The 24,144-nt window shown below is 54.9% G+C and carries 22 protein-coding genes; 4 read left to right on the forward strand and 18 right to left on the reverse strand.

Translation table 11 applies throughout. The features are described 5' to 3' along the window. Positions 1–211: 211 nt before the first annotated feature. Positions 212–1,501 carry a glucose uptake permease gene (locus DMG62_08980; GenBank protein PYY23221.1) on the reverse strand — a complete coding sequence of 430 codons (1,290 nt, stop codon included), beginning with the start codon at positions 1,499–1,501 and terminating at the stop codon, positions 212–214. Between the two features lie 46 nt (positions 1,502–1,547). Next, positions 1,548–1,652 (reverse strand): translocated intimin receptor Tir, encoded by a 105-nt coding sequence (locus DMG62_08985; GenBank protein ID PYY23333.1) that lies wholly within the window; start codon positions 1,650–1,652, stop codon positions 1,548–1,550. 294 nt (positions 1,653–1,946) lie between these two features. Between DMG62_08985 and DMG62_08990 the strand changes: the two genes are divergently transcribed. Genes DMG62_08990 through DMG62_09005 form a run of 4 tightly spaced genes read left to right on the forward strand, consistent with a single transcriptional unit; the run spans position 1,947 to position 5,807 of the window. Next, positions 1,947–3,626, forward strand: coding sequence for a sensor histidine kinase (locus DMG62_08990; protein PYY23334.1), 1,680 nt, complete (start codon positions 1,947–1,949; stop codon positions 3,624–3,626). Further along, a complete protein-coding gene (locus DMG62_08995) occupies positions 3,623–4,303 on the forward strand; it encodes a DNA-binding response regulator (GenBank protein PYY23222.1) in 681 nt (226 codons plus the stop codon). Before DMG62_08990 ends, DMG62_08995 begins: the two co-directional genes overlap by 4 nt. Before the next feature lie 17 nt (positions 4,304–4,320). Then, positions 4,321–5,208, forward strand: a complete 888-nt coding sequence (locus DMG62_09000) for a serine/threonine-protein phosphatase (protein PYY23223.1) — start codon at positions 4,321–4,323, stop codon at positions 5,206–5,208. Beyond that, positions 5,205–5,807, forward strand: a complete 603-nt coding sequence (locus DMG62_09005) for a hypothetical protein (protein ID PYY23224.1) — start codon at positions 5,205–5,207, stop codon at positions 5,805–5,807. Before DMG62_09000 ends, DMG62_09005 begins: the two co-directional genes overlap by 4 nt. On the opposite strand, the gene DMG62_09010 is transcribed toward DMG62_09005, so the two are convergent. From DMG62_09010 to DMG62_09085, 16 genes are all read right to left on the reverse strand, one after another. Then, the gene (locus DMG62_09010; protein PYY23225.1) at positions 5,792–7,012 is read right to left on the reverse strand and encodes a gfo/Idh/MocA family oxidoreductase; all 1,221 of its coding nucleotides are present in this window, start codon (positions 7,010–7,012) and stop codon (positions 5,792–5,794) included. The genes DMG62_09005 and DMG62_09010 overlap by 16 nt on opposite strands. Next, entirely contained in the window at positions 7,009–7,962 is a 954-nt protein-coding gene (locus tag DMG62_09015; protein PYY23226.1) for an FAD:protein FMN transferase, read from the reverse strand. Before DMG62_09015 ends, DMG62_09010 begins: the two co-directional genes overlap by 4 nt. A gap of 259 nt (positions 7,963–8,221) precedes the next feature. Continuing rightward, positions 8,222–9,016 (reverse strand): hypothetical protein, encoded by a 795-nt coding sequence (locus tag DMG62_09020; protein PYY23227.1) that lies wholly within the window; start codon positions 9,014–9,016, stop codon positions 8,222–8,224. A 210-nt stretch (positions 9,017–9,226) separates the two neighbouring features. Continuing rightward, positions 9,227–12,634: a TonB-dependent receptor gene (locus tag DMG62_09025; GenBank protein PYY23228.1), complete on the reverse strand. Its 3,408-nt coding sequence runs from the start codon at positions 12,632–12,634 to the stop codon at positions 9,227–9,229. Positions 12,635–12,922: 288 nt separating this feature from the next. Beyond that, positions 12,923–14,419, reverse strand: a complete 1,497-nt coding sequence (locus tag DMG62_09030; protein PYY23229.1) for a hypothetical protein — start codon at positions 14,417–14,419, stop codon at positions 12,923–12,925. Between the two features lie 62 nt (positions 14,420–14,481). Further along, positions 14,482–14,760, reverse strand: coding sequence for a hypothetical protein (locus DMG62_09035; protein PYY23230.1), 279 nt, complete (start codon positions 14,758–14,760; stop codon positions 14,482–14,484). Next, a complete protein-coding gene (locus DMG62_09040) occupies positions 14,748–15,044 on the reverse strand; it encodes an oxidase (protein ID PYY23231.1) in 297 nt (98 codons plus the stop codon). The genes DMG62_09035 and DMG62_09040 overlap by 13 nt, the downstream gene beginning before the upstream one ends. Positions 15,045–15,132: 88 nt before the next feature. Continuing rightward, positions 15,133–15,747 (reverse strand): cytochrome oxidase subunit III, encoded by a 615-nt coding sequence (locus DMG62_09045; GenBank protein ID PYY23335.1) that lies wholly within the window; start codon positions 15,745–15,747, stop codon positions 15,133–15,135. Between the two features lie 100 nt (positions 15,748–15,847). After that, the gene (ctaD, locus tag DMG62_09050; GenBank protein PYY23232.1) at positions 15,848–17,491 is read right to left on the reverse strand and encodes a cytochrome c oxidase subunit I; all 1,644 of its coding nucleotides are present in this window, start codon (positions 17,489–17,491) and stop codon (positions 15,848–15,850) included. After that, the gene (gene coxB, locus DMG62_09055; protein ID PYY23233.1) at positions 17,491–18,663 is read right to left on the reverse strand and encodes a cytochrome c oxidase subunit II; all 1,173 of its coding nucleotides are present in this window, start codon (positions 18,661–18,663) and stop codon (positions 17,491–17,493) included. The genes ctaD and coxB overlap by 1 nt, the downstream gene beginning before the upstream one ends. A gap of 3 nt (positions 18,664–18,666) precedes the next feature. Further along, on the reverse strand, positions 18,667–19,500 hold the full coding sequence (locus tag DMG62_09060) for an SCO family protein (GenBank protein ID PYY23336.1): 834 nt from the start codon (positions 19,498–19,500) through the stop codon (positions 18,667–18,669). 94 nt (positions 19,501–19,594) lie between these two features. Beyond that, positions 19,595–20,221 (reverse strand): hypothetical protein, encoded by a 627-nt coding sequence (locus tag DMG62_09065; GenBank protein PYY23234.1) that lies wholly within the window; start codon positions 20,219–20,221, stop codon positions 19,595–19,597. Then, complete coding sequence (locus DMG62_09070; protein PYY23235.1) at positions 20,208–21,452, reverse strand: hypothetical protein; 1,245 nt, start codon at positions 21,450–21,452, stop codon at positions 20,208–20,210. Before DMG62_09070 ends, DMG62_09065 begins: the two co-directional genes overlap by 14 nt. A gap of 2 nt (positions 21,453–21,454) precedes the next feature. After that, a complete protein-coding gene (locus DMG62_09075; GenBank protein PYY23236.1) occupies positions 21,455–22,108 on the reverse strand; it encodes a quinol:cytochrome C oxidoreductase in 654 nt (217 codons plus the stop codon). An 86-nt stretch (positions 22,109–22,194) separates the two neighbouring features. Then, positions 22,195–22,704: a DUF3341 domain-containing protein gene (locus DMG62_09080; protein ID PYY23337.1), complete on the reverse strand. Its 510-nt coding sequence runs from the start codon at positions 22,702–22,704 to the stop codon at positions 22,195–22,197. A 23-nt stretch (positions 22,705–22,727) separates the two neighbouring features. Beyond that, positions 22,728–24,143 (reverse strand): hydrogenase, encoded by a 1,416-nt coding sequence (locus DMG62_09085; protein ID PYY23237.1) that lies wholly within the window; start codon positions 24,141–24,143, stop codon positions 22,728–22,730. Between the last annotated feature and the right edge of the window lies 1 nt (position 24,144).

Genomic DNA, 24,144 nt, shown 5'->3' on the forward strand with positions numbered 1-24,144 from the left:
GCCTTATCTTTGGGAAGGGCAAATCCGAATTCACTGTTAATTCGCTGATAATTCACTGCGCCAACCGTCATCTCCGCTGTTTAAGCGGGTTCTAGCTTTGCCCGATTTTTTCACTGTTAAATTCGCTGATATTTTCGCTGTTACCTGGTTTAACAGTGAATAAGCAGTGAATTTCTCAAACTTAGACTTCACCTGAATAAAGCTCGCGCGATCACGAGAACCTCGTAGACCTCCACAGCGCCCACGCGCAAGCAATCAGCGCGACAACCAGGATCAGGCTCAAAAGTCCGAGCCAGTAAAAATTCATCGAGATTGGAGGCACAGCCGCCTGGCTCCCCAGCCAGAAAAAGACGCCGACTCCGCCAAGGATGATCAGGTAGTCCCACCAGCCTCGGCTTTTTCCCCGCTCCTCGGACTCACCACGGAATTCGGACAGGACCTTCTCATAATTCAACTTATAGCGATTGCATTCAGCCAGAACCGCCTCGCTTGCGGACGAATGCTCTCCCTGGCCTGCCACCGCAGAACTGATCGATAGCGCTCCGAGCACCATCACAAGCGAACCGGAAATCACGAGAAGCTTGTGCGTGAAATCCGCGTGAGCCAGTTCCCCGAAAACCAGCGCGCCCCATGCGAGTCCCCAGAGCTGATTCGTGTTCGATAGCGGAATACCGCGGCCGATTCCCAGGTACTTCACCGCGAATTGCTGCAGCAGATCGCCGATTACCCAAACGAACCCTCCAAGAAACAGCCAAAAGAGCATCGGTCGAATTCCACTGGAATGGAACACAGGAGAGTTTGTGCCGCCGTCCAGCGCCAGAACCAGCGAGATCATCGCCCCCAATTCCCCGACAGTAAATGCCGTAACAAACGAGAGTGGATTCATTCCGCTGATGTACGCCTTCCGATAAGGAACGTACATCGTGCCCCAGAGCAAGCTGGCGCCGGCAGCAGCGGCAATTCCACGGAGGGCTGCATGAGGCGCCGAGATCCCGCCCGTGATTGTGCTGAAGCCCAGCAGGATCGCGGCGATCACAATCGCAACCGCGCCGATCACGACTTTCGCCACCGTCTTACTATCCGCACCGCGCAGCTCTCCAAACAGCGCCCATCCCCAAAGTATTCCGATCAACGAATTTGCATTCCATAATGGAAACGCGATCGCGAGTCCCACGTCTCGTATGGCGAAAACCGTCAGAGTGTTGGCCACAGCCCACAATGCGCCCGCAAGTACTGCCCACACGATCAGGTGTTTCTTCTGCATGAGATCGGAAAAAACCGATCGCGTGCCCTTGATCAGTGTGGGAAATGTCCATCGCGCAGTGAAGACCCCAGCCACCATGCACAGCGAAATGGCAAATGGAGACAGACCGGAATTCACGAGCTTGGTTGGGGCTTCGGCTGCCCCTAGCCATACACCGGCACCAAGCCCGCAGAGTACGCCGAGACTATGGAACGATCCGAGTCGTTGAGACGTGAGTGGTTGAGTCGCTGTGCTCATATTTTTTAGGCGAGGTCCCTGGTCTTTTAGTTCGGAAACGTAGGAATCAATGCAGCTTGATCAGCAGGGCCACACCGACGATCAGGACGGCCACAGGAATGAGGAAATGAATGTCGGTCACAATTGCCTTGGCGACTTCCACAAAGCTCATTTCATTCTGCATATATCCTTTCCAGACAGCGGCAAATCAATCTATGGATTGATATCAAACCTGTCAAACTCGGGCAAATTCCCCCAAGAATCCAATGGAACGGAAGCCTGGAAGCAGGTTTCGATATATAGTGCGGCCAATGACCGATGTTTTTACAATTTTTTTACCATCATTTACAGCGCTTTCGCATGTCTTCACGTTCATCGGGGTATGTTTCTGGACGGATCTTGAGGATTTTGCAGAGTTGATTGGGGCACGGCGATGAAAAAACCCTTCTGGAATGCACGCACACGAATGCTGCTGACGCTCGAGCTAGTGGCTCTTCCCGCGGCAGCGCTTGTTGTATTTAGCGTGCTGCACCTCAAGTCCATCCAGCGCGACCGCGCGGTTGAAGCTGCTTTCCAGCGCGACTTCCAGCAAATGCTAGCGATCTCCGATAAGCGGCTGACCGAGCGCGCTTACGAAATGGCGGATGAGGCGCGCCACAAATTCCCGTGTCCCACAGCACCAAATGCCGGCGAGGAGCTGGACAAGATTGTCAAAGACCATCCCTGGATAGCGCACGCCTTCATCTTCGATAAGCCGACCGGGACGATCGTCCGATCTCAGAGTTCGAAGATGAGCGATCCCCAATCACGCGCCCAAGGCGTAAAGCTGCAGAACGAAGTTCAGCTGTGGTTCAGCATTGAGGCCGAGAGTCTGCTGGAGAAAGTCCGGAAGATGCAACACAAGGGCGACAAGCCATATTTCGCCTTCTCCTATCCGGCCGCGAAGGGAGATAAACATCCTGCTTATCAGAACGTTCTCGTATTCCCGATAGACGCTGCGGGAAAAGATCGAATCACTCTGGGCGGGATCTGTTTCGATGCCGACTTTCTGCAGCGGGAATTTCTTCCAAGTACGCTGCGTTCCATCATGGCCGATACTGAGGCCGAAGCAGCTCGTGACAGCTCGCATCCGAAGATCGGGATCATGCTGCACCAATACAAAGACTCGGAACCAGTCGCCGCGTCCACAGGCTGGGACGGTGGTGAACCAGAAGTCGAGCGCAAGATGGAAGGTGCGTTTCCCGAGTTAGTAATGGGTATCAAGTATCAGGGCACTACGATTCAGGCAATCACCGAGCGTTTCCTGCGAACAAGCTATATCACGCTGGGCTGCATCTCTTTGCTGCTCATTAGCGGACTGTACTTTACGTATCGCAGCGTGAATAAAGCTATGGAACTCGCGAAGCTCAAGTCGGACATCGTGTCGAACGTCTCCCACGAGCTGCGCACTCCGCTCTCTCTCATTCGCCTATATGCAGAGACGCTCGAGTTAGGACGCATTCCTGACGATGCCAAGCAGCTCGAGTATTACCGGATTATTCGCAAGGAGAGTGAGCGGCTTACTGCGCTGATCAACAACATTCTTGATTTCTCGAGAATCGAAGCCGGTAAGAAAGAATACGAATTTCGCGACACCGATTTGTCGTCGCTGGTGCGCAGCACACTCGATGCGTACCGCTATCAGATCGAGCAAAACGGTTTTACGTACGAGGAATACATCACCGACGAGTTGCCGCCGGTCCGAATCGATCGCGAGGCGATCGCGCGTTCTCTGCTCAACCTGGTGAATAACGCGATTAAGTACTCAAATCAGGATAAGTACCTGGCCGTGAGTCTGTATCGAGCGAACGGATCGGTGAAGCTGGATGTGAGCGATCACGGAATCGGAATTCCCCGATCGGAACAGCATAAGGTCTTCGACAAGTTTTACCGCGTGTGCGATCCGCTCTGCCACGAGAATAAAGGCAGCGGGCTTGGATTGTCGCTCGTGCAGCACATCGTGCAGGCGCATGGCGGAGAGGTTTCGGTAGAAAGCACGCCCGGCAAAGGAAGCAGGTTCTCGATCACGCTGCCGCTGCACGCAGCGCTCAAATCGGCTGAAGGTTCCAAACCAGCAAATGAACAGGTACACACGGTGGGGGCATGACGAAAATACTCATAGTTGAAGATGAACCCAACATGGTCGCAGGATTGCGTGACAACTTCGAGTTCGAAGGCTACGAAGTTCTCAGCGCATACGATGGATCGGAAGGACTCGAGAAGGCTTTGGCTACCTCTCCCGATCTGGTAGTGCTGGACGTGATGATGCCGAAGATGAGCGGCCTCGATGTCTGCAAGCAGCTGAAGGCCAAGCGGCCATCGATCCCCATCATCATGCTTACCGCGCGCGGCCAGGAGATCGACAAAGTTGTCGGTCTCGAGCTGGGGGCAGATGATTACGTGACGAAGCCGTTCTCAATTCGGGAGCTAGTCGCGCGTGTGAAAGCTGTCCTGCGTCGTAGCCACACGCTCCCAAAGGAACATGACAAGTATTCGTTCAGCGACGTCGAAGTCGACCTTCGCACCTGCCGCATTAGTCGCGCCGGGAAGCAGGTTGAGTTTTCCGCGATGGAGTTCGAACTGCTGAAGTACTTCATCTGCAATGCAGGCGAAGTTCTTAGTCGTGAGCGTCTGCTTGAAGACGTCTGGGGATACGACAGGTATCCAACAACCCGCACAGTAGATGCACACCTGGTGCGCCTACGCCAGAAACTTGAACCCAATCCGGAACAGCCGCGGTATTTTCTGACGGTTCATGGAATGGGGTATCGCTTCGTTGGCTAACCTCTTGAGGGTGACTTATGGGTTGCACGGCAACACATCGAATCCGAGAACGCTCCGCAGAGAATCGCTCAGTGATGCTCGAGAGCACGACGCTCCCGAGCGTGCTCGACATTGAGCTTTCGCTAGATAGTTCCGCGGTCAGCATGCCCGTAGTTGACCTGGCCGAAGTTACCGCGCTGTATCGCGAAGTGTTCGAAGCGCAGCAGGTGCAGCGCAGGTTGAGCGGGCCGCGCAGGCTGCAGCGCGGACAATTCGAAATCGCCGCGGAGATCTTTCCCGTCCAGCATTTCTCCGGCGACTTTGTTTGCATCTTCGATTGCGGCGATTCTACCCTCCTCGCGTTGGGCGATGTCGCCGGCAAAGGCTTGACTGCAGCGATGTGGTCCACCCACGTAATGAGCCTGCTCCGCACATCGTTTGCTAATCTCCGCAAACCTAATCTAGTTGCATCGGCGATCAATCGTGATTTGTGTGCCCTGGGTTCGGGCGCCCCAATCACGACGATGGTCTTGGCAATTCTCGACTGGCAAGGAGACGAACTCACTTACTGCAATGCGGGACACTTCCCGCCGTTCATCAAGCGACAGAACGGTGCAGTGCAACGCATCTCGGCAGGTGGTCCGGCGCTTGGCGCGATTCCGCTGGCCGAGTTTGAAGAGACGCGCGTTCCGTTCTCCCCATCCGACATGTTTGTTGGCTATTCCGATGGTTTGATTGAATGCCTAAACGGGAACGACGAGGAGTTCGGAATCGAACGACTGCTCGCCCAAGCCCGGAATTGTCAGAGTCAGCCTGCAAGCACAGCCTTGTTCTCTATGATCGCAGCAGCCCAGGATTTCGCCCATGGAACTCCGCGTACAGATGATCTGAGTCTGCTGATTGTATCTGGAGCGTCACCAAGGTGAGCACCATGCGGTCGTTTGACGTCAAATTCCGGATTGGAACGGCGCCCGAAGCCATGGCAGCCTCGCAAGGCGCTTTTCCAGGCTTGCCCTATGCGCCTGACGACGCTGCGCTGATTCGTCAGGCGCAGGCCGGCCGCTGGGAAGCATTTGCCGAAGTCGCAAGCCGCTATGACCGCGCGATCCTGGCGCTGGCATTGCGCCTGGCCCATTCGGAACGCGAAGCACGCGACCTGTTTCAGAAAGCTCTACTTCAAAGTTATAAGGAACTCCGCACTTATCGGTTTCAGTGCTCTTTTTACTTATGGATTTACCGAGTCGTCGCCCGCACTTGCATAGAGTTCCTCACACGGCGAGCTCCGGCAATTGACGGGCAAGCTAATCACTTACAAGAAGCCCTGGAGCAACTATCGCCTCGCGAACGCATCGTGCTGGAATTGAAGCAGTATTTCGGATTGAAGCTAGATACGATTGCAACGATTCTCGCAATCGAGGAGGTGAGCGCACGCAATATCCTCGTGCGCGCAACGCTGGCGTTGCGGCTTGAGTTGGGAACTCAAGTGATTGAGGAGCCACGGACTCAACTTCAAGCCCGCACATGATCCGCGAACTTGATCCCCGTCTCGTGATCAATCGCATAGTTCCCCAACGCCACCGTCACACCACAATTCCAGGCAACGTCCTCATTCGCCTTCGGACGCTGGTTGCTCCGAATGCTTTCAATGAACGAATCACAGGCCACAAAATCCGGATTCCCTTGTGTGCCCGCAGGAACAGTCAGCGGGCGTCCCTGGCCGCGATAAGGTAACTCCGCTTTGTAACTCGCACCGGTCACGACTCCATGCTCAACCGCCAGCGCCTCCGGGACCGCTGACGAACTGGTCTTCGGCTCGTAGTAGTAGGTGCCATCGGCTTCTGTCAAAACGATGCTTCCACCGGTGCCACACACTTGCACCTGACATCCGTCGAAGTGATTCGTAGTAATCGCGCTAAAGAAGAGCGTCTTGCCGTCAGGATAACGGTAGATAACCTGCACGTTGTCCGCGGTTTCGCGACCATCTTTCCAGAAATCCACGCCGCCGCTTCCCACTACCGATTCGGGAATTCCTCCAAAAACCTCATTTGCAAAGTTAATGTGGTGAGACCCCAGCTCAGCGACAAGGCCTCCAGAGAACTCGCGATATAAACGCCAGTTGATGAGCCGCTCGAGTTTTGGATCATCGTTGGGAACCGGACGCCGCCAACTGTTGTTGCGGTGCCAGTAGGCATAGATTTGTGTAACCTGACCGATCTTCCCCGACATAATCAGCCGCATCGCTTCCCGATACCACGGAGCGTAGTGATACTGCAGCCCAATCTGGTAATGTCGTCCGCTCTTCTTCACCGCGTCGCGCATTTCTCCGCATTGTGGGACGGTGAGCGCCATGCTCTTCTCGCCATAAACGTGATGACCGCTGTCGAGAGCCGCGATCACGTGCTCCGAGTGCAATGACAGAGGGGTGGAAACGATCACCGCATCAATATCCTTCGTGGAAAGCAGTTCGCGATAATCGTTGAATGCCCGTGTATTCTCGCCAGTGATCTTGCGTGCCTGATCCCACCGCGGCTCATAGATGTCGCAGAGAGCCGCGAAGCGAACGCCGGGCACTCGGAGAAAAGTCCGCATCAGCTGTTGGCCGCGGCTGCCCGGACCGATAATTGCCAAATTCACGCGATCAGACGCCGCCATCATCGTGGCACTGCTCGGTTGTACGAGAGTCGAGGCAGCCACAGCCGCCGCGCCTCCCAGGAATTCTCGTCGATTCATTGCTTCCTGTTTTCCTCTCCTGCCGCCGGGCAGTCGTCTTGGATCCGGCAAAGCCGGCCCGGCCAATGCCACTGCTCGATGAAGGGTTCGTTGGTGCTGTTTGTAATCCAGATAGCGCTGGTGTTGGGCATGGATTCAAGTAGCTTCCTGCCCTCCGCAGGGCCCATGACAAACATCGTCGTAGAGAGCGCGTCGGTCGCCGTGCCGGTTGGAGCAATCACAGTCGTCTGCAGCATCCCTTGCACCGGCTCTCCAGTGCGCGGATCCATGATGTGACAGTACGTCCTGCCATTCAGGCGAAAAAACTTCTCATAGCTGCCCGAAGTCGAGAGAGAATTATCGCGCAGAACAACCTCGGCAACGGCATGCGCACGATCGCCGGGTCGCGGCACAATCACTTTCCACCCTTCTTTTCCGGGCGGAGCGCCTAACGCGTAAAGCGAGCTTGAGCCGGCATCGACCAAAGCGGCCTTGACTCCTGCATCGCGCAGCACATCGATCACTCGATCCACAGCATAGCCCTTGCCGATGCCGCCCGGATCCAGTTCTATTCCGGGAACAGCGAATCTGACCGTTCGCTGGTTCGGATCGAGCTTCACTTTGGTCCACCCAACCTCTGCTCGCGCGTGCGATAGCTCATCGCGCGTCGGATAGCGCCCATTCTTGCGAAAGAAGCCCCACGCGCGCATGAGCGGTCCCACGGTAATGTCAAATGCGCCATTACTCAAGCGGCTGTACTCAAACGATGTCTCAAGCAGTTTGAAGACCTCCGGATCCGTCGTGGTCGCCTCGGTTGCCGCCATACGATTAATTCGTGAGAGTTCACTGCTCGGCCGATAGTTGCTCAAGACTTCTTCCACTCGCTCAATCTCGTCAAATGCTGCCTCGAACACCTCATCCGCCTTTGTTTGGTCGTGAGTATACAGATAGATCGTGAATGTGCTCCCCATCGCCCCACGCGACTTCGAAAACAGCTGCTCCTGGGATGATTGTCCGAGGGCAGCGTCGCAAATTCCAAAAGCAGACCACAAAACGGCAAGCAAAAAAATGGGGTTTCGCGCATTGGAACATCGCAGCAATTCATATCAAGACTACAAGACCGCGGCAGTGTTTTCGAGAATGGCCAGATCAGTGGAGAATTCGGCTGGCTTCGAAACAGAAAAGCCTCGATTGCTCGAGGCTCGTCGGAAACTGGTGTCGCAATAAACTTCAGAACTTATAACCGAACCCGACCGAGATCACCGGATAAAACCTTAACGGCGAGGCCGAGTGATTGATCTTCGCCTGCTCCGATTGAATGTTGCTTTGCACCGTCGGATCTGACGAGACGTCGCGGCAGCCCAAGCCGGTGGGATCGCACGCTCCGCCGGTAAAGTTCAGCGTAGTGCGAGGCACTCCCTGATACACAGCTCCAATATCAACGGTCATGCCAAAGTGGCGCTCACTGCGACGAGCAAGATTGCCGAAGCCAAACAGAAACATCGGTCCCGCCTTGCTGAACTGAAGCTTTCCATTGCCTTTGAGTGGGTTCGCTGGATCGCTGGCGTAGTCAACTCCACCAAACGTAACCGTCTGTCCACCGGGAACGATTGCACTGCCGCTGAGCTGATTGCCGCTGTACATCATCACGCCCGGGCTCAGATGGAATCCGCCGCCGAAAGGAAAGATGTCGTAAAGCGCCTGCATCGACCGCAGGTTCAGACGGCCGGAGTAGCTAACCCCATCCTTGTCGAATCCGCGACCATAGTTGAACGCGGCGAATCCGACACGCACGTTCGAGCGTCGAGTCATGGGGACCGCCACGTCCCCTCCAAAGCCCAGCAACGAAGTTTTGAATGCAATCCCGGGTCGATGATTGCTCAGCGTCGATTCTGATTTGTTGGACGTAGAAATCGCAGCGGTGTTAGCCGAATTGCCGTCCGTTCTGTCCGAATCGGAGGCAAGAGCACTCGATACTGCAAAGCTGGCAGCAAACAGCAGAGTCACGGAGAGTTTGTTGTGCACCTTTTTCCTTAGACGCCCAAAAGTGCGTCGATGCCTCGTCAACAGCAAATGGAAGAAAAAGTCGAGGTAACCGACTAGTCAAATGAGATTAAGCCCGTTGAAGGTTGCGGTGAAGATTACAATGGTAATCGGTTTTCAAATCGCCGCAGCAAGTACACCAAAACAAAACGGGAGCCCGAAGGCTCCCGCGGTTACCGCAGTCGCGCCTACTTAGAATCTTACCTTCAATCCAAATTGAAGGTTGCGCCGCTCGTCGGTGGGCTGGCCGGCGACACCGAACTTGCCGCCCTTCTCGGTTTGGACGAAAGGTGCGGGATCTCCGTTAGCGTCTGCGAGCGAGGAAACGTCCAGGTTTTCAGTGGCTACGTATTGATTCGAGTGATTGAAGATGTTGTAAAACTCAGCGCGGAACTGCAGGCCCACTCGCTCGGTGAGCTTGAAGTCTTTATAGACGTTAAAGTCCATATTCCAAAAGCCGGGTCCACGGAATTGGTTCCGTTCGGGATATGGGAGACCGCTCGTCGAGTATCTGCAACCGACGTGGAATAAGCCGCTGCACTTTGGCACGTCCAGCGCATCTCCCTGGTTCGATACGACCCCGCCCGCATTCGGCAGCGTTATGTAGTTAAAAGTGTTTCCAGCAAAATTCGATCCTGCCGGCGTCGACGAACCCGAAGTGCTGATTGGTGCGTTCGCAACATACTCTGGGCAGACACCATTCCGGGCGTTCGTGCAGTCATAGATGCTGAAGGGCGAACCGCTGCGGACGTTGCCAACGGGAACGATTTCCCAGCCTCCAAATATCGTCCGCGCGAGCCCGTTGCTTGAGTTCTTCAGCCACGGAAGTTGCCACATTAAGTAGCCTGTCAACCGATGGCGAACATCAAAATCAGCGTTCCCGTAGTTCAGCTGCGGATTAAAGGCATCGAGATAGCCGAGTTGGTACAGTCCTGACTGGCCGCCACCGTTTGTTTCACTGAACGTGGACGATAGATTGTCCAATGCGTGGGAGAAAGTGTAATTGACGTTAAGACTAAGGCCTTTGTCCAGAAAGTTGTTGGCGGCGTACTTAACGTTTAAGGCATTGTAGTGACTGTAGCCTTTGTCGCTGCGGAAATTCTGATTACTGTACTGGTAGTTGATACGATTCGCCGCCCTTGTATCGCCCAAGAATGCGGAGCCGCCAAAGGAAGGGTTGATATTGGCAATATCGTAGAGATGCAACCCGTACGACATTGCATAATCAAGAGAGAGCACCGAATTCTTCATTACCTGGCGATCGATCGCAAGATCCCATGATTCGGCGTAAGCAGTCTTGATGTTTTGGTTTATGGCACGTTGACTGACTGCGGGCAATGCCTTCGTTCCCGTGCCTCCCAAGGGGCCATTATTGTCCGTGAACACTGGCATGGTCGGAACATCGGTGCCCGAAGTAAGACTAAGCACAGCGTAATTTGGTGGGTTCTGTATGGCGTTGAAAGTTACGTTTCCGAAATTACGTTCGTAGCTGATTCCAAAGCCTCCGCGAAGGCTAGTTGTGCCGTTGCCGAACAGGTCCCAGGCAAAGCCAACTCGAGGGCCAAAGTTAGTGTATTTTGGCTTCCAGAACACGCCACCGTCAGAAGCTAACTTAACCGAGCCATTGCGAATCTGGTCAAAAAGCGTATTACCTGAACCCAAGACAAAGTTCGAGTCTAGAGCGGTATTGGCATTGTGCTGTACGCCGTAATACTCCCAACGAAGCCCCAGATTGGCCGTAAAGTTTGGAATCAGCTTCCACGAGTCTTGCCCATAGAAAGCAAGATCGTTGTAGTGGTAGTTGCGGTTGAATGCCGGTTTTGAGACAGGAAGGTTAAGCGTGCAGCTGGGACTCTGCAGAACATTCCCGCTGGCATCCTTCGGACACGGAAATTTGCCTTGCGGATAGACCGCGCTCTGGAACTGGAAAATGTTTCCGGCGACTAAGTTGGCAAGGCCATTGTTCAAATTCGAGCCCAGAATTTCAACGGCGTTTTCGTACGCTCCGAAAGTACGATTGTCGCGTACATGGATGTACTGGCCGCCAAATTTGAACTGATGTTTTCCCGTCGTCCAGGAGACATCGTCGTAGAACTGGTAAAGATTTTGCGGGCCGCCAAACGGCAGTCCAAGTCCGGGGGCGGTTTCGTTGTAGCCGGGGAACACTAATTGCTGTCCGTTCACAGTCGGAACCGCTCCGGAGCTATAGAGAGTCGGGCCAACTGGCGCTGTTCCTAGGGGCTGGACGGGTCCGTTAATGCGGTTATAGACGACCTTCGAAGTATTTACGACGTTCGGACCAAAAAGGTGAGTAACGTTGAGCGTAAGGTGTTGATCGTAGTTCGTCTGTCCAGTGTTGTAACCGGCATAGGGACTATTGTTGACGAACCCAGCGAAATCGAGTTCCTTGTACGAGTCGTAGCTGCCCGTTACAGTGGTCTTCTCGCTTAGGCTGTAGTCAATTCGAGCGACTTCTTCCCAAGTATTCTGCGGAGCCCCGCCACCAGCATCCGTAGGAACCGCAATGGCTACCGTGTCGCAAGTAAGAGTTCCGCAAGGAACCTTGCTTAACGTGCGAACACCAGGCGCCAATGTTCCATATGCCTTGAAATATGCTTGGCTTGCCGGAGCGAGCGTGGGAATGGATGCGGGATCGATAATGGTGAACTGTACCGGCGAACTACTACGTACACGGATCCATTCAGTGTTGTTGAAGAAGAACAGCTTGTTTTTGACTATGGGACCGCCCAGCGAAAAGCCGTAATTGTTTCGAGTAAATACGCCCTTGGGAGTGTCTGTCGCGTTGTTTTGGTAGGTGTTTGATGCCAGGGCAGACACGCGGTTGAACTCATATGCGGAGCCATGAAACGTGTTGGTGCCTGATTTAGTAATGACGTTAACCACGCCGCCGCTCGCTCGACCATACTCAGCCGTGAAATTGTTGGTTAGGACGCTCATTTCCTGGACTGAATCAAGCGGAACCTTTTGCCCAACAGAAGTATCAAACAGGTTAACGTTCTCGCCGCCATCAAGCAGGATATTGGTCGAAGCGGAACGCATTCCGTTGATGGTGTAGCCAACACCCCGCGTAGTCCCCAGGTCTTCCGTCACATTCCCGGCTGTGCCAACGAAGTCATAAGGATTGCGCGTGAGCGTTGGTAATTCCAACACCTGCGTCGAATCGATTATTTGGGATAGGGTTTGATTCTCGGTGTTAACCGCCGCTACTTCGCCTGAGGCGGTAACTTCAATGGTCGTTGACGATGCACTAACGTTCAACTGCGCCGAAACCTCATTGCTGGAACCGACTGTGACTCTGAGTTGCCGAGTGAATCTCTGGAATGCAGGAGCCTCAATTGCCACTTCGTAGGTATCAGGTCGCAGGCTGGCTATCGTGTAGTTACCCGTTGAGTTACTGACGGCCACACGCGCCAGTCCGGTCGAGGTGGATGTGGCTGTAATCTTCGCTCCTGAGACCACGGCGCCAGTGGAATCGGTGATCGTGCCGCTGATCTGGCCCGTTTCGGTTTGACCGAGCGCGAAGCTCGCAAGCGCTAACACAGCGATAAAGCATAGGAAATAACGAATTCCATTTCTCATAATCTAATCTCTCCAAAAATTCGGAATGTTTGAGCAGAAGAGAGAACCTCAAAGAAGAGGAGCTCTGCCGACACTCCAAGTGCTGGGTAAAAACCTTATGTACGAGCATGCGCGATTCCATGCTCAATAGGCCTTACAGACCAAGGGCTTAGGTACGAATGGACCAGAGTGGGATACGAGAAATGGAAAACGGGACAGACTGGAATCCAAAAAAATGTATCTTGTCCCACTTTTTAGGCTGAGTATCCCTAGACCATGCGGCAGAAAATGGCGTTTAACGGCATGTGGCTATTGCGACCATCGAGATTGGTAAGCAGTTATTCGATCGCCATCATTGGGACGAAAAGAATACGGGGTTTCGCTGAATCCCACAGCTCTCAGTGCGAGATCGGGCCGCTCTGGTAGGACGTCATTGGTCAGCAACACTCCACTCGTGCGCAACATTGGCGCAAGATTGCTCATCGCCAAAGCCTGGTCGAAGCCGCCGTAATACACGAACATGTTGGTTGCGATGATCAAGTCCCATCGTTCCGATTCGGGAACCTCGGCTCGTTGATAAACGACATCCAGGTCCACCGGTTGAATGCGCAGTGCTTGCGAGGGGCGGAACGTCACTGCCTTGTACTTGAGCGGAGCCGGCCTGCTGCTTTTGAGTGGCACAGTGGTACGACCGAGCGTCAGGCCGGCATGCTTCCAGTAGGCGAGTGCCTGCGGCGTCCAAGGGATGTCGGAACGAATCGGCAACTGAACCGTGTACGGCGAGCCGTGTTCGGCACGCGCCCGAATGCCGGCGATATGCTGGTTTACCAGGCGGCTGATATCGAAGGTCGTGATCTGCAGTTGCTGAGGATCTGCCAGTCCCAACCTGACCAGGCTATCTGCCAGAAGAAATGGCTGAATCGTCTGCTCCGGATAGAAGTCCAATCCTTCGTCCTTGTTGACCACGTCCAGCCCAGGTCCGATGATGCCAACCTTCGTCACGCAAGTTGGAAGAAGTCCTTGCTGCTTCGCGTGGAGCAGCGCTTTCTCGATGGCATAGTTTGGGAACAAAGAAGTATCCAGCGAAATGCCCCGCTGGGCAAAGACCTGCGAGCGTTTCTGGAACTCATTCTTCTGCACGCGCCGCGCTTCGGCCAGAGCGGCGGCATAGGCGGTGTCTTCGTGAATCATGCGCAAAAGATTCGATCCGAGAAACTCTTTTACCTTGAATAGCTGCTCCGGAGTTTCGAAGCGGTACTGCTGGCCGGCAAGAAGGTCATGAAAATATTTGAGACGCTCGTTCGTTCTCGGTCGCGCGACTCCGGCAGTGAGGTCGTCGAGACGCTTCAGTACCGCCCGGCTTCCCAGATCGGAACTTGCAGTGCGCGCCGTCTGCGCGTGAATGTTCTTAAGGAGCTCCGCCGTTAGCGGAGTCGCAACCGTGTACGATGTGCCAAAAAGCAGGAGGTTCGCCAGAGTATCAAGATCGCCACGACGAAGCCGCTCTCTGATTTCGCGGTCTTTGCCGCGCACATACTTGTCCCACTCCGACTCGTCGTGGGCCGCAACGGCGTGCACCAACTCCTCCGGCAAGTCGGCAGAGAAGGCTTTGATGACTGGGTCAGCGTCGGCAAACGCGATGAAGCGAATCGAATCTGCCGGAATCGGAAGGCGTCTGCTGGCGGTATATTTCTGAGCAGAAGACTGCTGCCAGGAAAGATTGACCGTGAAAATGCTTAGAATAAGGAGGGAAAGGACTCCTGGTTCTAACGAAAACCTAGTTGCCCGTCGGGACCATGGCATCATCGCGAGAAGTAGCTCAGGCACACAAGATTAGACCATCGCAAGCGGCTGGTGGCGGCCGAACTTCAGGTGAGTGGGACTACTAGGTGCTGCGTGAAGTTTAGGGCCCAGAATTCTCTGGTGGTTCCAAGCTTGTTTCTTGCATCGAGCGAGAAAGGTGTCGAATTGCCTGGCTCATATGGGTTAGTCCCAAAATCCATATACTCCCTGCTGAGCGCCCTGCCCTTAAGCAAAATTTGCCTATTTGGGCAGAATTCGGCGAGTTCAAATTCGCAAATGCCCAGTATTTCTCGCTGTTCTTTTTCGGGGCGTAAAGCCTTGGGGAGCTTCTCTAACTCGCCCAAGCCCGGCTAATGTAGTCCGCAAAGGTAAGCACCATCAAAATCGATAGGAAGAAAAGGCCGCAGCCGATCACGAGCGCGATCATCTTCGGCGAGTACTTCACGTGCATAAAAAAGAGAATCACCAGCGTAGCCTTGGTGCAGGCGATGGTGAGCGCAATGATGGGATTGAAGATGCCATAGTTCTGGAAAGCTGCCCAAACCGTGAGTCCGGTGAACGTAAGCAGGATCAGCCAGATGGTTATGTAGATCCTGGGTGAAACGATGTGGTCTCCGCCAGCGGACATGCTTTCCTACCTTAACGGCTCCTGCCGAATTTTCGTTTAGCTAACTTAGAGCTCCGAAATCGCGAATACAGATTCCGAAGGCCTGAATTCAATGCACGGGACTGCGACTTACTAAGTACAGCAATGGGAACAGGAAGATCCAAATAATATCTACAAAGTGCCAGTACAGGCCGAAGTTTTCAACCATCGTGTAATGATGCGGTGGATACGCTCCGTGAGACGCCCTGTAGATAAGGAAGATCAGGATCCCCACTCCGATGATCATGTGCAGGGCGTGCATTCCGGTCATCGCAAAGTAAAGCGCGAAGAAGATGGATGTCTGCGTGGCCACGTCGGCCGGAATCAGTTTCTCGCCCTTCTCTGCACGATCGTAGTTGAAATCGAAATTTGCGCCGGGAATGTGGTGTTCGACATATTTCTGGTGGTACTCGACGCCCTTGATTCCAAGGAAGACGCTGCCCAGTGCCAAGGTCGCTACCAGCCAAAATACGAGCAGCTTGCGCGCACCAAGAGCCGCGCTGTGAACGCCCATGGCCATCGTCAAGCTGGAGCAGATGAGCACGGCCGTATTGATGGCACCGAGCGATATATCGATTGAAGAGCTGGCTGCCACCCACGCGGGATTGTAAAGATTGCGATAGATGAGGTACGCACCGAACAATCCGCCGAAGAACATGATTTCGGTGATGAGGAACACCCACATCCCAAACTGGGAAGCGTCCTTCTGCTGATACGGAGTATCGAACTGCACGAGCAGCGACGGATCGTGATGATGGTGCGCCGGCGAGAGCGTCGTAGTCTGGCTATCCGACAACTTCGACCTCCTCAGACTGGCTTTCGTAATCGTACGCTTCCTGAGTCACGATGGGAGTCTCATGGAAGTTGTGCGTTGGCGGAGGCGAGGTAGTCTGCCACTCCAGGCCGGTTGCGCGATAAGGATTATTGCCTGCGATTTCGCCGTACTTGAGCGACCACAGCATGTAGAACATCGGCATCAACAGGCCAACGGCCAGCACCGAAGCGCCGGCAGTCGAGAGTACGTTGAGCACCTGGAACTCGGGCGGATAGCTGTGGTATCGGCGCGGCATGCCCATGTATCCCAAAATGAACTGCGGGAAGAACGTCAAGTTGAAGCCGATGAACACAATCAGCGCCGAGAGCTTCGCGGGAGCTTCCGGATACATGCGCCCGGTCATTTTGGGCCACCAGAAGTGCATACCGGCCAGATACGCCACAAGCATGCCTCCCACCATCACGTAGTGGAAGTGCGCGACCACGAAGTAAGTAGCCGTCACATGCATGTCGACGCCGATCGCGCCGAGGAACAATCCCGTAAGTCCGCCGATCGTAAACAGCCCGATGAAGGCCAGCGCATACAGCATCGGGGTATCGAACTGGATCGATCCCTTATATAGCGTCGCGGTCCAGTTAAAGACCTTGATGGCCGAGGGAATCGCGACCAGAAACGTAACAAACGAAAAGATCAGCGCCGAGTATGTCGAGATTCCGGCGATGAACATGTGGTGCGCCCAGACCAGGAATCCGAACACGGCGATCGCGATACTAGAGAAAGCGATGGCACTGTACCCGAAGATGCGCTTGCGGGCGAAGCACGGGATGATCTCGCTGATGACTCCGAATCCCGGCAGGATCATGATGTAAACCGCCGGATGCGAGTAGAACCAGAACATGTGCTGGAAAAGCACGGGATCGCCGCCCAGCGCCGGATTGAAGATGCCGATGTGCAATCCGCGCTCGAGTGCCACGAGAATCAGCGTGATGGCCAACACCGGAGTTCCCAGCACCATGATGATGCTGGCCGCATAGTTCGACCACACGAAGAGCGGCAGCCGGAACCAGGTCATGCCGGGGGCACGCATGCGATGCACGGTGACGATGAAGTTGAGGCCGGTAAAGATGGAAGAAAATCCGGCGATCAGAATGCCAATCGCCGTGAACATCACGTGGGTCGTCAAGTATTGCGTGCTGAGTGGCGTATAGAACGTCCAACCGGTATCGACACCGCCGCTGATAATTGCGGCCAGCATGAAGATCATGCCGATGATGTAGATGTACCAGCTTGCCAGGTTAATTTTGGGAAACGCCAGATCGCGCGCGCCGACCATGATCGGGATCAGGAAATTGCCAATCGTGACCGGAATCGACGGAACCAGGAAACCGAAGATCATCACCACGCCGTGCATGGTGAAGAGCTTGTTATAGGTGTCAGATTGGAACAGGTCGCCTGCCGGAGTCAGCAACTCGAGACGTACGAGCGTGGCAAACACTCCGCCCAGAAGAAACATCAGGCTGATGGACACAATGTACATCACCGCGATGCGCTTGTGATCTCCGGTCAGGAACCATGACTTCACGCCATAGCTGGAATTTAAGTAGGTATCGCTTGGCATTTCGAGCGCGAGCGAATTCTGCGTTGCCGTGCTCATTATCGTTGCTCCACTTGTGATCCACTGGGCTTCGCCGGAGTATTCTGCCGGGGCGCGTTCGGGCGCGCCGGAGTTCCACTCTGCGGTGCAGGCGCAGCTTCCTGGGTTATCGGAACTGCGCTGGTGCGCGGCACTGGATTCTGGTTCGTACCCGGCTTGGTCACATCGACGCCTTGCTGAATCTTATTCAGGTTCACCGGCGGTTCCTGCTGGGTATTTGTCTGCAATTGTAGTAGTTGCCCGTTATAAGTCAGAGATTTTATGTATTCGACAATCTGGATCATCTCATCTTCATTGAGCTGACCCTGGAATGTTGGCATGATGTTCTGGAAGCCATAGACGATCTTCGCGCTCGGATTCAGAATCGATTCGCGAATGTAACCCGCATCCGCCATTACGGTTGTATTTTCCTGCGTGCGAACCATCCTTCCGTAAAGATTGTAGAGATTCGGGCCGCGAGCGTTGTCGGCCCCGGTATGGCACGTGGGACATCCCATAGAAGCGAAGACCTTTTGTCCTTCCGTTGCGAGCGATCCGAAGGCGCCGGCGCTGCGTAGCCATTCCTGATAATCGTCGGGCGTCATTGCCGTTACCTCGCCGACCATGCCGGAGTGCTTGGTACCGCAATATTGATTGCAAAACAGATGATAGATGCCGGGCTTCGTAGCCTCGAACCAGACAGTCGTGTATCGGCCGGGAATCACATCCATCTGCGCGCGAAATGCGGGGACATAAAAGGAATGCAGCACGTCCTGCGAGATAAGTGTCATGCGCACGGCTTTACCTACGGGAACGTGAAGATTATTGATCTCACGCTGACCGCCGGGATGCTGGAACTTCCACATCCACTGTTTGCCGATGCCGTAGATATCCATCGCCGATTTGGGCGGATGCATTTCCTGGAAAAAGAGCACGGCTCCCCAGGCAAAGATCACCATAGAGATGCCAAGCGGCACCAGCGTCCAGAAAATCTCGAGGGGAATCGAGCCATGGATCTGCACCGGCACCGGATGCTTCTGTTTCCGGTACTTGGTGGCGAAGACAAGAATCAGCAGCCCCACCAGCAGTGTAAAGAATATGGTGATGCCGAGAATGAAGAAGTAGAGTGCGTCCACTCGTGTGGACATCGTCGACGCCGATTCCGGAAACAGCGGAAAGAACTGGGGAAGCATGATCTAGGCAGTCCGTCCTGTGTTTTGTCTTCCCGCGCGCACATCGCGCCTGGCCATAGTGATGATGAATCCTCCGAGCAACAGCACGGTCACTATTCCGCCGATTCGCAAAACCCTCATGGCAATCGCGCCGTAATGACCGGTGGTGGGATCGTAGTGGTAACAGTAGAGAATCAGCTTGTCCACCACTGTCCCAATATGGTTCCTGGAAGCTTCGATTAAGCCCAGCCGCAGATCCTTCGGCGAATACTCGATCCCGTAGTAGTACTGCGAGAGCCGGCCCTCCGGCGTGACCACCTGAATTCCGCTGGCGTGGGCATACTGTTTGATCCGCGGGTCATACACATAGCGGAAACCCACGGCCTTCGCGAGTTGATCGATCTGATCCTGATTGCCGGTCAGGAAATGCCAACCCTGCGGTGAAGTCGCCGAGTGCCGGCTATACCGCCGCAGATACACTTCCTTCATTTTTGCAGCGTCATCCGGAGTCTCGTGCGGATCGATGCTCACCGATACGACCTCGAAGTCGCGGCCCAAATCGAAGTTGACGACGTTTAGCGAGCTGGTCAGACCATTAAGGACCTCACCGCACAACATCGGACAGCGGTAGTACACAAGCGACAGAATCACCGGGCGCTTGTTGAAATAATCGCCGAGGGTTACCTCTTTTCCAGCCTCGTCGCGAAAATGCAGATTCAGCGGAAGCTGTTCGTTCAAATGCTGATCGATACCAACCTGCTGAAGAATCGGGGGACGCTGATTCGGCGTTGAGCCATCGCTCGACGGCTGCAGCCCTGCAGCACCCGCCTGCTGCGCGCATAGAGGCAGCCCCAGCATCGATGCCATTGCGCTGAACGCCAACCATTTGCCGATCCCTCTTATGACTGCTGTACAACTCACGACTGCACTTCCCTTCTTCAATCCTGTTCGGTTACCGCATCGAGGTTCCGCTTGCCTGCTTCGCGTGACTGCTCTGAATCGACGGTTTCGTAACCCCTGTCCCCTCAGCCGTACCAGGTGCGGCCGCGCCAGCAGGAGCCTGCATCGCCGGCAATCCTTTCTGAACGACAGCCTGCATCGCTTGCGTAATTGGGATGTTCACCTTCCCGGAGTTCTTGTCCAGAACGAAATACTGATTCAGATAAATATCTTCCGCTTCACGCATCACTGCCAGATCGTGTACATCATCATCCTGCAGGCGCGGCTGCGGAAAGCGGCTCACGCGAATGCGCGATTCCGAGTCGGCCATCTCCATCGAGGCCGGTTCCTTGGACTTGTTCTCTGGCGTGCGCAGCTTCTTTGCCGCTTGCTCTACCTGAGTTTCCGTGCTCTGCACCCACGGATCACGCTTATCGAGCTCGTCCTGCTTGGCCGCATAGCTGGTTGCAAAATGGAACACGCCCCAGAGCACCACGAAGATCACAAGGCCACAGAACGCCAACGCAAGGATGAACGCGACGACACCGGTAAGACTGATATCCGTTGTCTCATGCGCGAGATTCGGATCCGTGGTTTTCAGCGCGCCGCCCTGCGGCTTCATCGGTTTAGGCGGTTGCATGTTCAGGCTCCAAAAGCTCTTCCATCTGCGGATCGTAGGCCACCAGAACCGGCCGCGATTTCAGGCTGCGCATAAAGAAAAAGACCCAGAATCCACCGATGGCCAGCGGCGCCACCAGATACATCCAGTTGAACACGATCTGGCGTTCCGCGGAGATGAAGTTCGGTTCCACCATCCAGTACAAATCCACCATGCGGACAAAGATGATGAAGGCACACAGAGGCACCATGAAGGCCGGCTGTTTCTTCAGTCTTCGCGAGAGCAGCAACGCAAAGGGCACAGCAAACTCGAACAGGATCAGGAATCGTCCCAGATTAATCCAATTGCCAGCGAGACGACTCATGTACCAGTTGGCCTCGTCGGGCATGTTTCCTGACCAGATGATGAGCCACTGCGAGAACGACAAGTACGCATACAGCATGACGAAGGCAAACAGCAGCTTGCCGATGTCGTGCATCTCGGTCTTGCGCAGCATCGTCCGCATCGGTTCTTCCTGTGAGAGCAACAGCACCGTGATGATGCAGATCGAGAATGCCGTCAGCCCCTGGCCTGCGAGGTAAATCAGCCCATAGATGGTTGAGAACCAGGTCGCGTCGAGCGACATGATCCAATCGACAACCGCGAAGGTCATCGTGAGCGCATAGACAACAATGCCGATGCCGCTTACGTTTTCGAGAATACGCTGCCAGTCGCGGCCCTGAGGGTTCCGGTCGCGCTCGATCGACCAGCGTCGCAGAGTTGCCGAGAAGGCCCACCAGATGAAGAAGTAGATCGGCACGCGGATCAGGAAGAACGTTTTGTTCAGCAGCATGGCCTTGTGCTGCATGATCGTGTGCGCGTCCGAGTTCGCTTGCACCCAGCGCGGGCTGTCGGGAATCCACGGAAAGAGATGGTTCATTCCGATAGCGATCGGAATGAAAAGCAAGAACATCAGAGGAAACTGCGCGGCTCCTGCTTCAAGAATCCGGCGAATGATCAGACCCCACTTGCCGGCTGAAAGGTGATTCACCATCAGCAGCGCCATGCATCCCAGACTCGCGCCCGTCCAGAGGACAAATCCAGCAAGATAGGCGCTCAAAAAATGATCGTAGCCATGGGGAGTTACAAAGGCGCCGATGATCAGCAGGATCGTGAATAGACCACCCACAATAAGCGCGCGGCTCTGGTAGCGATCGAACAGCCATGCGGGACCGTTCAGCTCCGCAGGGAATTGTTTGTCGTGAGTTTCCATGCTCACTTCTTCTGGGGTCCTTCCTGCGGCTGGGACGGATTAGGCTGAGGTGGCGCGGTTGGACTTGCCTCCGCGGGCACACTCTGCGGGCCGCCTTTACCGCCGGACGCAATCGCCCTCTGCAGGGGAATCCCTTCCTTCGTAGTGATCTCCGCTTGATCTTTCAGCTGGCCGCGCTGATCGGCAGGCACATCGGTCATTCTCCCAGTTTGGGCATACTGCAGCGCGCGAATGTAGGCTGCAATTGCCCAGCGGTCAGCAGGCTCGATTTGCGCCGCATAGTCCGGCATCGCGCCGGAGCCATGCGAAATCACGTCATAATAGTGACCGACTGTTTGGCTTGCATACTTCTGGTCGTGGAAGTTGGCGGCTTGCCGGTATCCGCGCTTCACGATCATGCCGTTCCCATCGCCTACGCGGGAGTGGCAGGGTGAGCAGTAAATATCGTAGCGCTCGCGTCCGCGCTCCATTACCGCCTGGGTAATTGGAAACGGGAAGCGGTCTCCCTCTTTTGTGCCAACCTTGCCGGTGTATAGGTATGCATCTTCGTGCAATTCACCGCGCGCCACGGTATTGACAAGCTGCTGCCGTTCCGAGAGCCCGTCCTGGAAAAACTCGCTGCTTCGGTAGGGGACATACTTCGGCTGGTTATGCATGTCTTGTCTGCAGCCAGACAGGGCGAGAAGGGCACTCGCAGCCAATAGCAGGAGAGAAGACTTAACGTAAGCTTGGAGACGGCGGTTCAATTCGATACCTCCGTCACAACTCGCGGATCAGTCTCCTCAAGGAACCGACGTGTCCTGCTCAAGTCGAATTGCGGATCGGCGGCTTCGATACAGAGAAACAATTTGTCCTTGCTGGCTGCGGTGAAGTTTGGCGCGTTGAACACCGGGTGATACGGCATCGGCAGTCCATTCATTGCCAGCATTCCTATGAATGCAGAAATCGCGGCTCCCAGAACCGTGCATTCGAACGTAACGGGAATGAATGCCGGCCAGGAGTGCAAGGGCTTGCCGCCAACATTGATCGGATAAGCGAGCACTGAAACCCAATATTCAAGCGAATATCCGCCCAGTCCTCCAAGTAATCCGCCGAGCAGAACTACCAGCGCGACACGATTCTTGTGGAAGCCAATCGCCTCTGCAGCAGGCTCGATTGGGAACGGCGAGTAAGTATCCATACGCCGATAGCCGAGCTCATGCGCGCGTTCCGCCGCCTCTATGAGACCGGGAACGGTATCGTATTCCGCCAGCAGTCCATAGATTCCCGGTTCGATCATTGCAGATTCTCCTGCGCGAGCGAGTTGATCCGCGACTGCGGCAACAAGGCTCGCACTTCAAAGATCGAGATCATGGGAAGCACTCTGATAAACAACAGAAACATCATGGTAAAGAAGCCGAGCGTACCGACGTAGGTGGCATAATCCCAGCGCGTCGCCTTGTACGTTCCCCATGAAGAGGGCAGGAAGTCGCGATGCAAGCTTGTAACGACAATGACGAAGCGCTCCAGCCACATGCCGGTGTTCACGATGATCGACATGATCCAGAGCAGCACCGGCGAATTCCTGAAGCCGCGCAGCCACAGCAATTGCGGAAGCGCGATGTTGCACGTAATCAAAAACCAATAGAAATAACCCATGGGCCCGAAGGCGCGGTTCTTAAACGTGTACAGCTCAAAGCGATTTCCGCTGTACCAAGCCATGAAGGCTTCCATAAAGTAGCCATAAGCGACGATCAATCCGGTCGCGAGCATCACCTTCGCCATATTCTGAAGGTGGCGCATGGTGATGAAATCCTTCATACCGTATGCCGCCCGAATCGGGATCATCAGTGTAAGCACCATCGCGAATCCCGAGTAGATCGCGCCCGCGACGAAGTACGGCGGGAAGATCGTGGTGTGCCAGCCCGGGATGACCGAAACGGCGAAATCCCAGCTCACAACCGTATGCACGGAAAGAACCAGCGGCGTCGAGAGGCCCGCAAGCAAAAGATAGGCAGTTTCATACCGCGCCCAATGACGCGCCGACCCACGCCAACCCATCGCCAACACACCGTAGATCGTTTTTGTAATGCGGTATTTGGCGTGATCGCGGAGAGTGGCTAGATCGGGAATGAGTCCGGTAAACCAGAACAACAGCGAGACTGTGAAATAAGTCGAAACCGCAAAAACGTCCCAGATCAGCGGGCTGCGGAACTGCGGCCATACTCCCATCGTGAGCGGTATCGGAAAAAGCCAATAACACGCAAGCCAGGGGCGCCCGGTGTGAACAAGCGGGAACATGCCGGCGCACATCACGGCGAAGAGCGTCATCGCTTCAGCCGCGCGGTTGATCGAGGTACGCCAGCTCTGCTTCAAGAGCAGGAGAATGGCAGAGATCAGCGTGCCGGCGTGACCGATACCGATCCACCAAACGAAATTAACGATCGCAAATCCCCAGCCCACAGGTTGCGTCACGCCCCAGATGCCAGTCCCTTTCCAGAACAAGTAGCCGAAGGCGAGCATCAGGATGTTGACGATGCCGAAGGCGAGCAGCACTCCACCGATCCAGCCCAGGGGCGTGCGTCCGGTAAGGACGGTCCGCATGATCTTTTCCGTCACGGAAGCAAACGTGTGCCCCGGCGCGATCACCGGCGGATCGGTGAGATAAGGCCGTTGTGATGGCGGCAGATCGGTTAAGCCGTGAGTTGCCATG

The organism is Acidobacteriota bacterium (assembly GCA_003225175.1).
In the GTDB taxonomy this organism is placed as follows: Bacteria; Acidobacteriota; Terriglobia; order Terriglobales; family Acidobacteriaceae; genus Gp1-AA112.

Bases quoted from the DNA above. Each gene is read 5' to 3' on its own strand.
- DMG62_08980 (PYY23221.1), bottom strand. From the start codon at position 1,501: ATGAGCACAGCGACTCAACCACTCACGTCTCAACGACTCGGATCGTTC.
- DMG62_08985 (PYY23333.1), bottom strand. From the start codon at position 1,652: ATGAGCTTTGTGGAAGTCGCCAAGGCAATTGTGACCGACATTCATTTC.
- DMG62_08990 (PYY23334.1), top strand. From the start codon at position 1,947: ATGCTGCTGACGCTCGAGCTAGTGGCTCTTCCCGCGGCAGCGCTTGTT.
- DMG62_08995 (PYY23222.1), top strand. From the start codon at position 3,623: ATGACGAAAATACTCATAGTTGAAGATGAACCCAACATGGTCGCAGGA.
- DMG62_09000 (PYY23223.1), top strand. From the start codon at position 4,321: ATGGGTTGCACGGCAACACATCGAATCCGAGAACGCTCCGCAGAGAAT.
- DMG62_09010 (PYY23225.1), bottom strand. From the start codon at position 7,012: ATGAATCGACGAGAATTCCTGGGAGGCGCGGCGGCTGTGGCTGCCTCG.
- DMG62_09015 (PYY23226.1), bottom strand. From the start codon at position 7,962: ATGGGGAGCACATTCACGATCTATCTGTATACTCACGACCAAACAAAG.
- DMG62_09025 (PYY23228.1), bottom strand. From the start codon at position 12,634: ATGAGAAATGGAATTCGTTATTTCCTATGCTTTATCGCTGTGTTAGCG.
- DMG62_09030 (PYY23229.1), bottom strand. From the start codon at position 14,419: ATGATGCCATGGTCCCGACGGGCAACTAGGTTTTCGTTAGAACCAGGA.
- DMG62_09040 (PYY23231.1), bottom strand. From the start codon at position 15,044: ATGTCCGCTGGCGGAGACCACATCGTTTCACCCAGGATCTACATAACC.
- DMG62_09045 (PYY23335.1), bottom strand. From the start codon at position 15,747: ATGTGGGTGTTCCTCATCACCGAAATCATGTTCTTCGGCGGATTGTTC.
- ctaD (PYY23232.1), bottom strand. From the start codon at position 17,491: ATGAGCACGGCAACGCAGAATTCGCTCGCGCTCGAAATGCCAAGCGAT.
- coxB (PYY23233.1), bottom strand. From the start codon at position 18,663: ATGCTTCCCCAGTTCTTTCCGCTGTTTCCGGAATCGGCGTCGACGATG.
- DMG62_09060 (PYY23336.1), bottom strand. From the start codon at position 19,500: ATGCTGGGGCTGCCTCTATGCGCGCAGCAGGCGGGTGCTGCAGGGCTG.
- DMG62_09065 (PYY23234.1), bottom strand. From the start codon at position 20,221: ATGCAACCGCCTAAACCGATGAAGCCGCAGGGCGGCGCGCTGAAAACC.
- DMG62_09070 (PYY23235.1), bottom strand. From the start codon at position 21,452: ATGGAAACTCACGACAAACAATTCCCTGCGGAGCTGAACGGTCCCGCA.
- DMG62_09075 (PYY23236.1), bottom strand. From the start codon at position 22,108: ATGCATAACCAGCCGAAGTATGTCCCCTACCGAAGCAGCGAGTTTTTC.
- DMG62_09085 (PYY23237.1), bottom strand. From the start codon at position 24,143: ATGGCAACTCACGGCTTAACCGATCTGCCGCCATCACAACGGCCTTAT.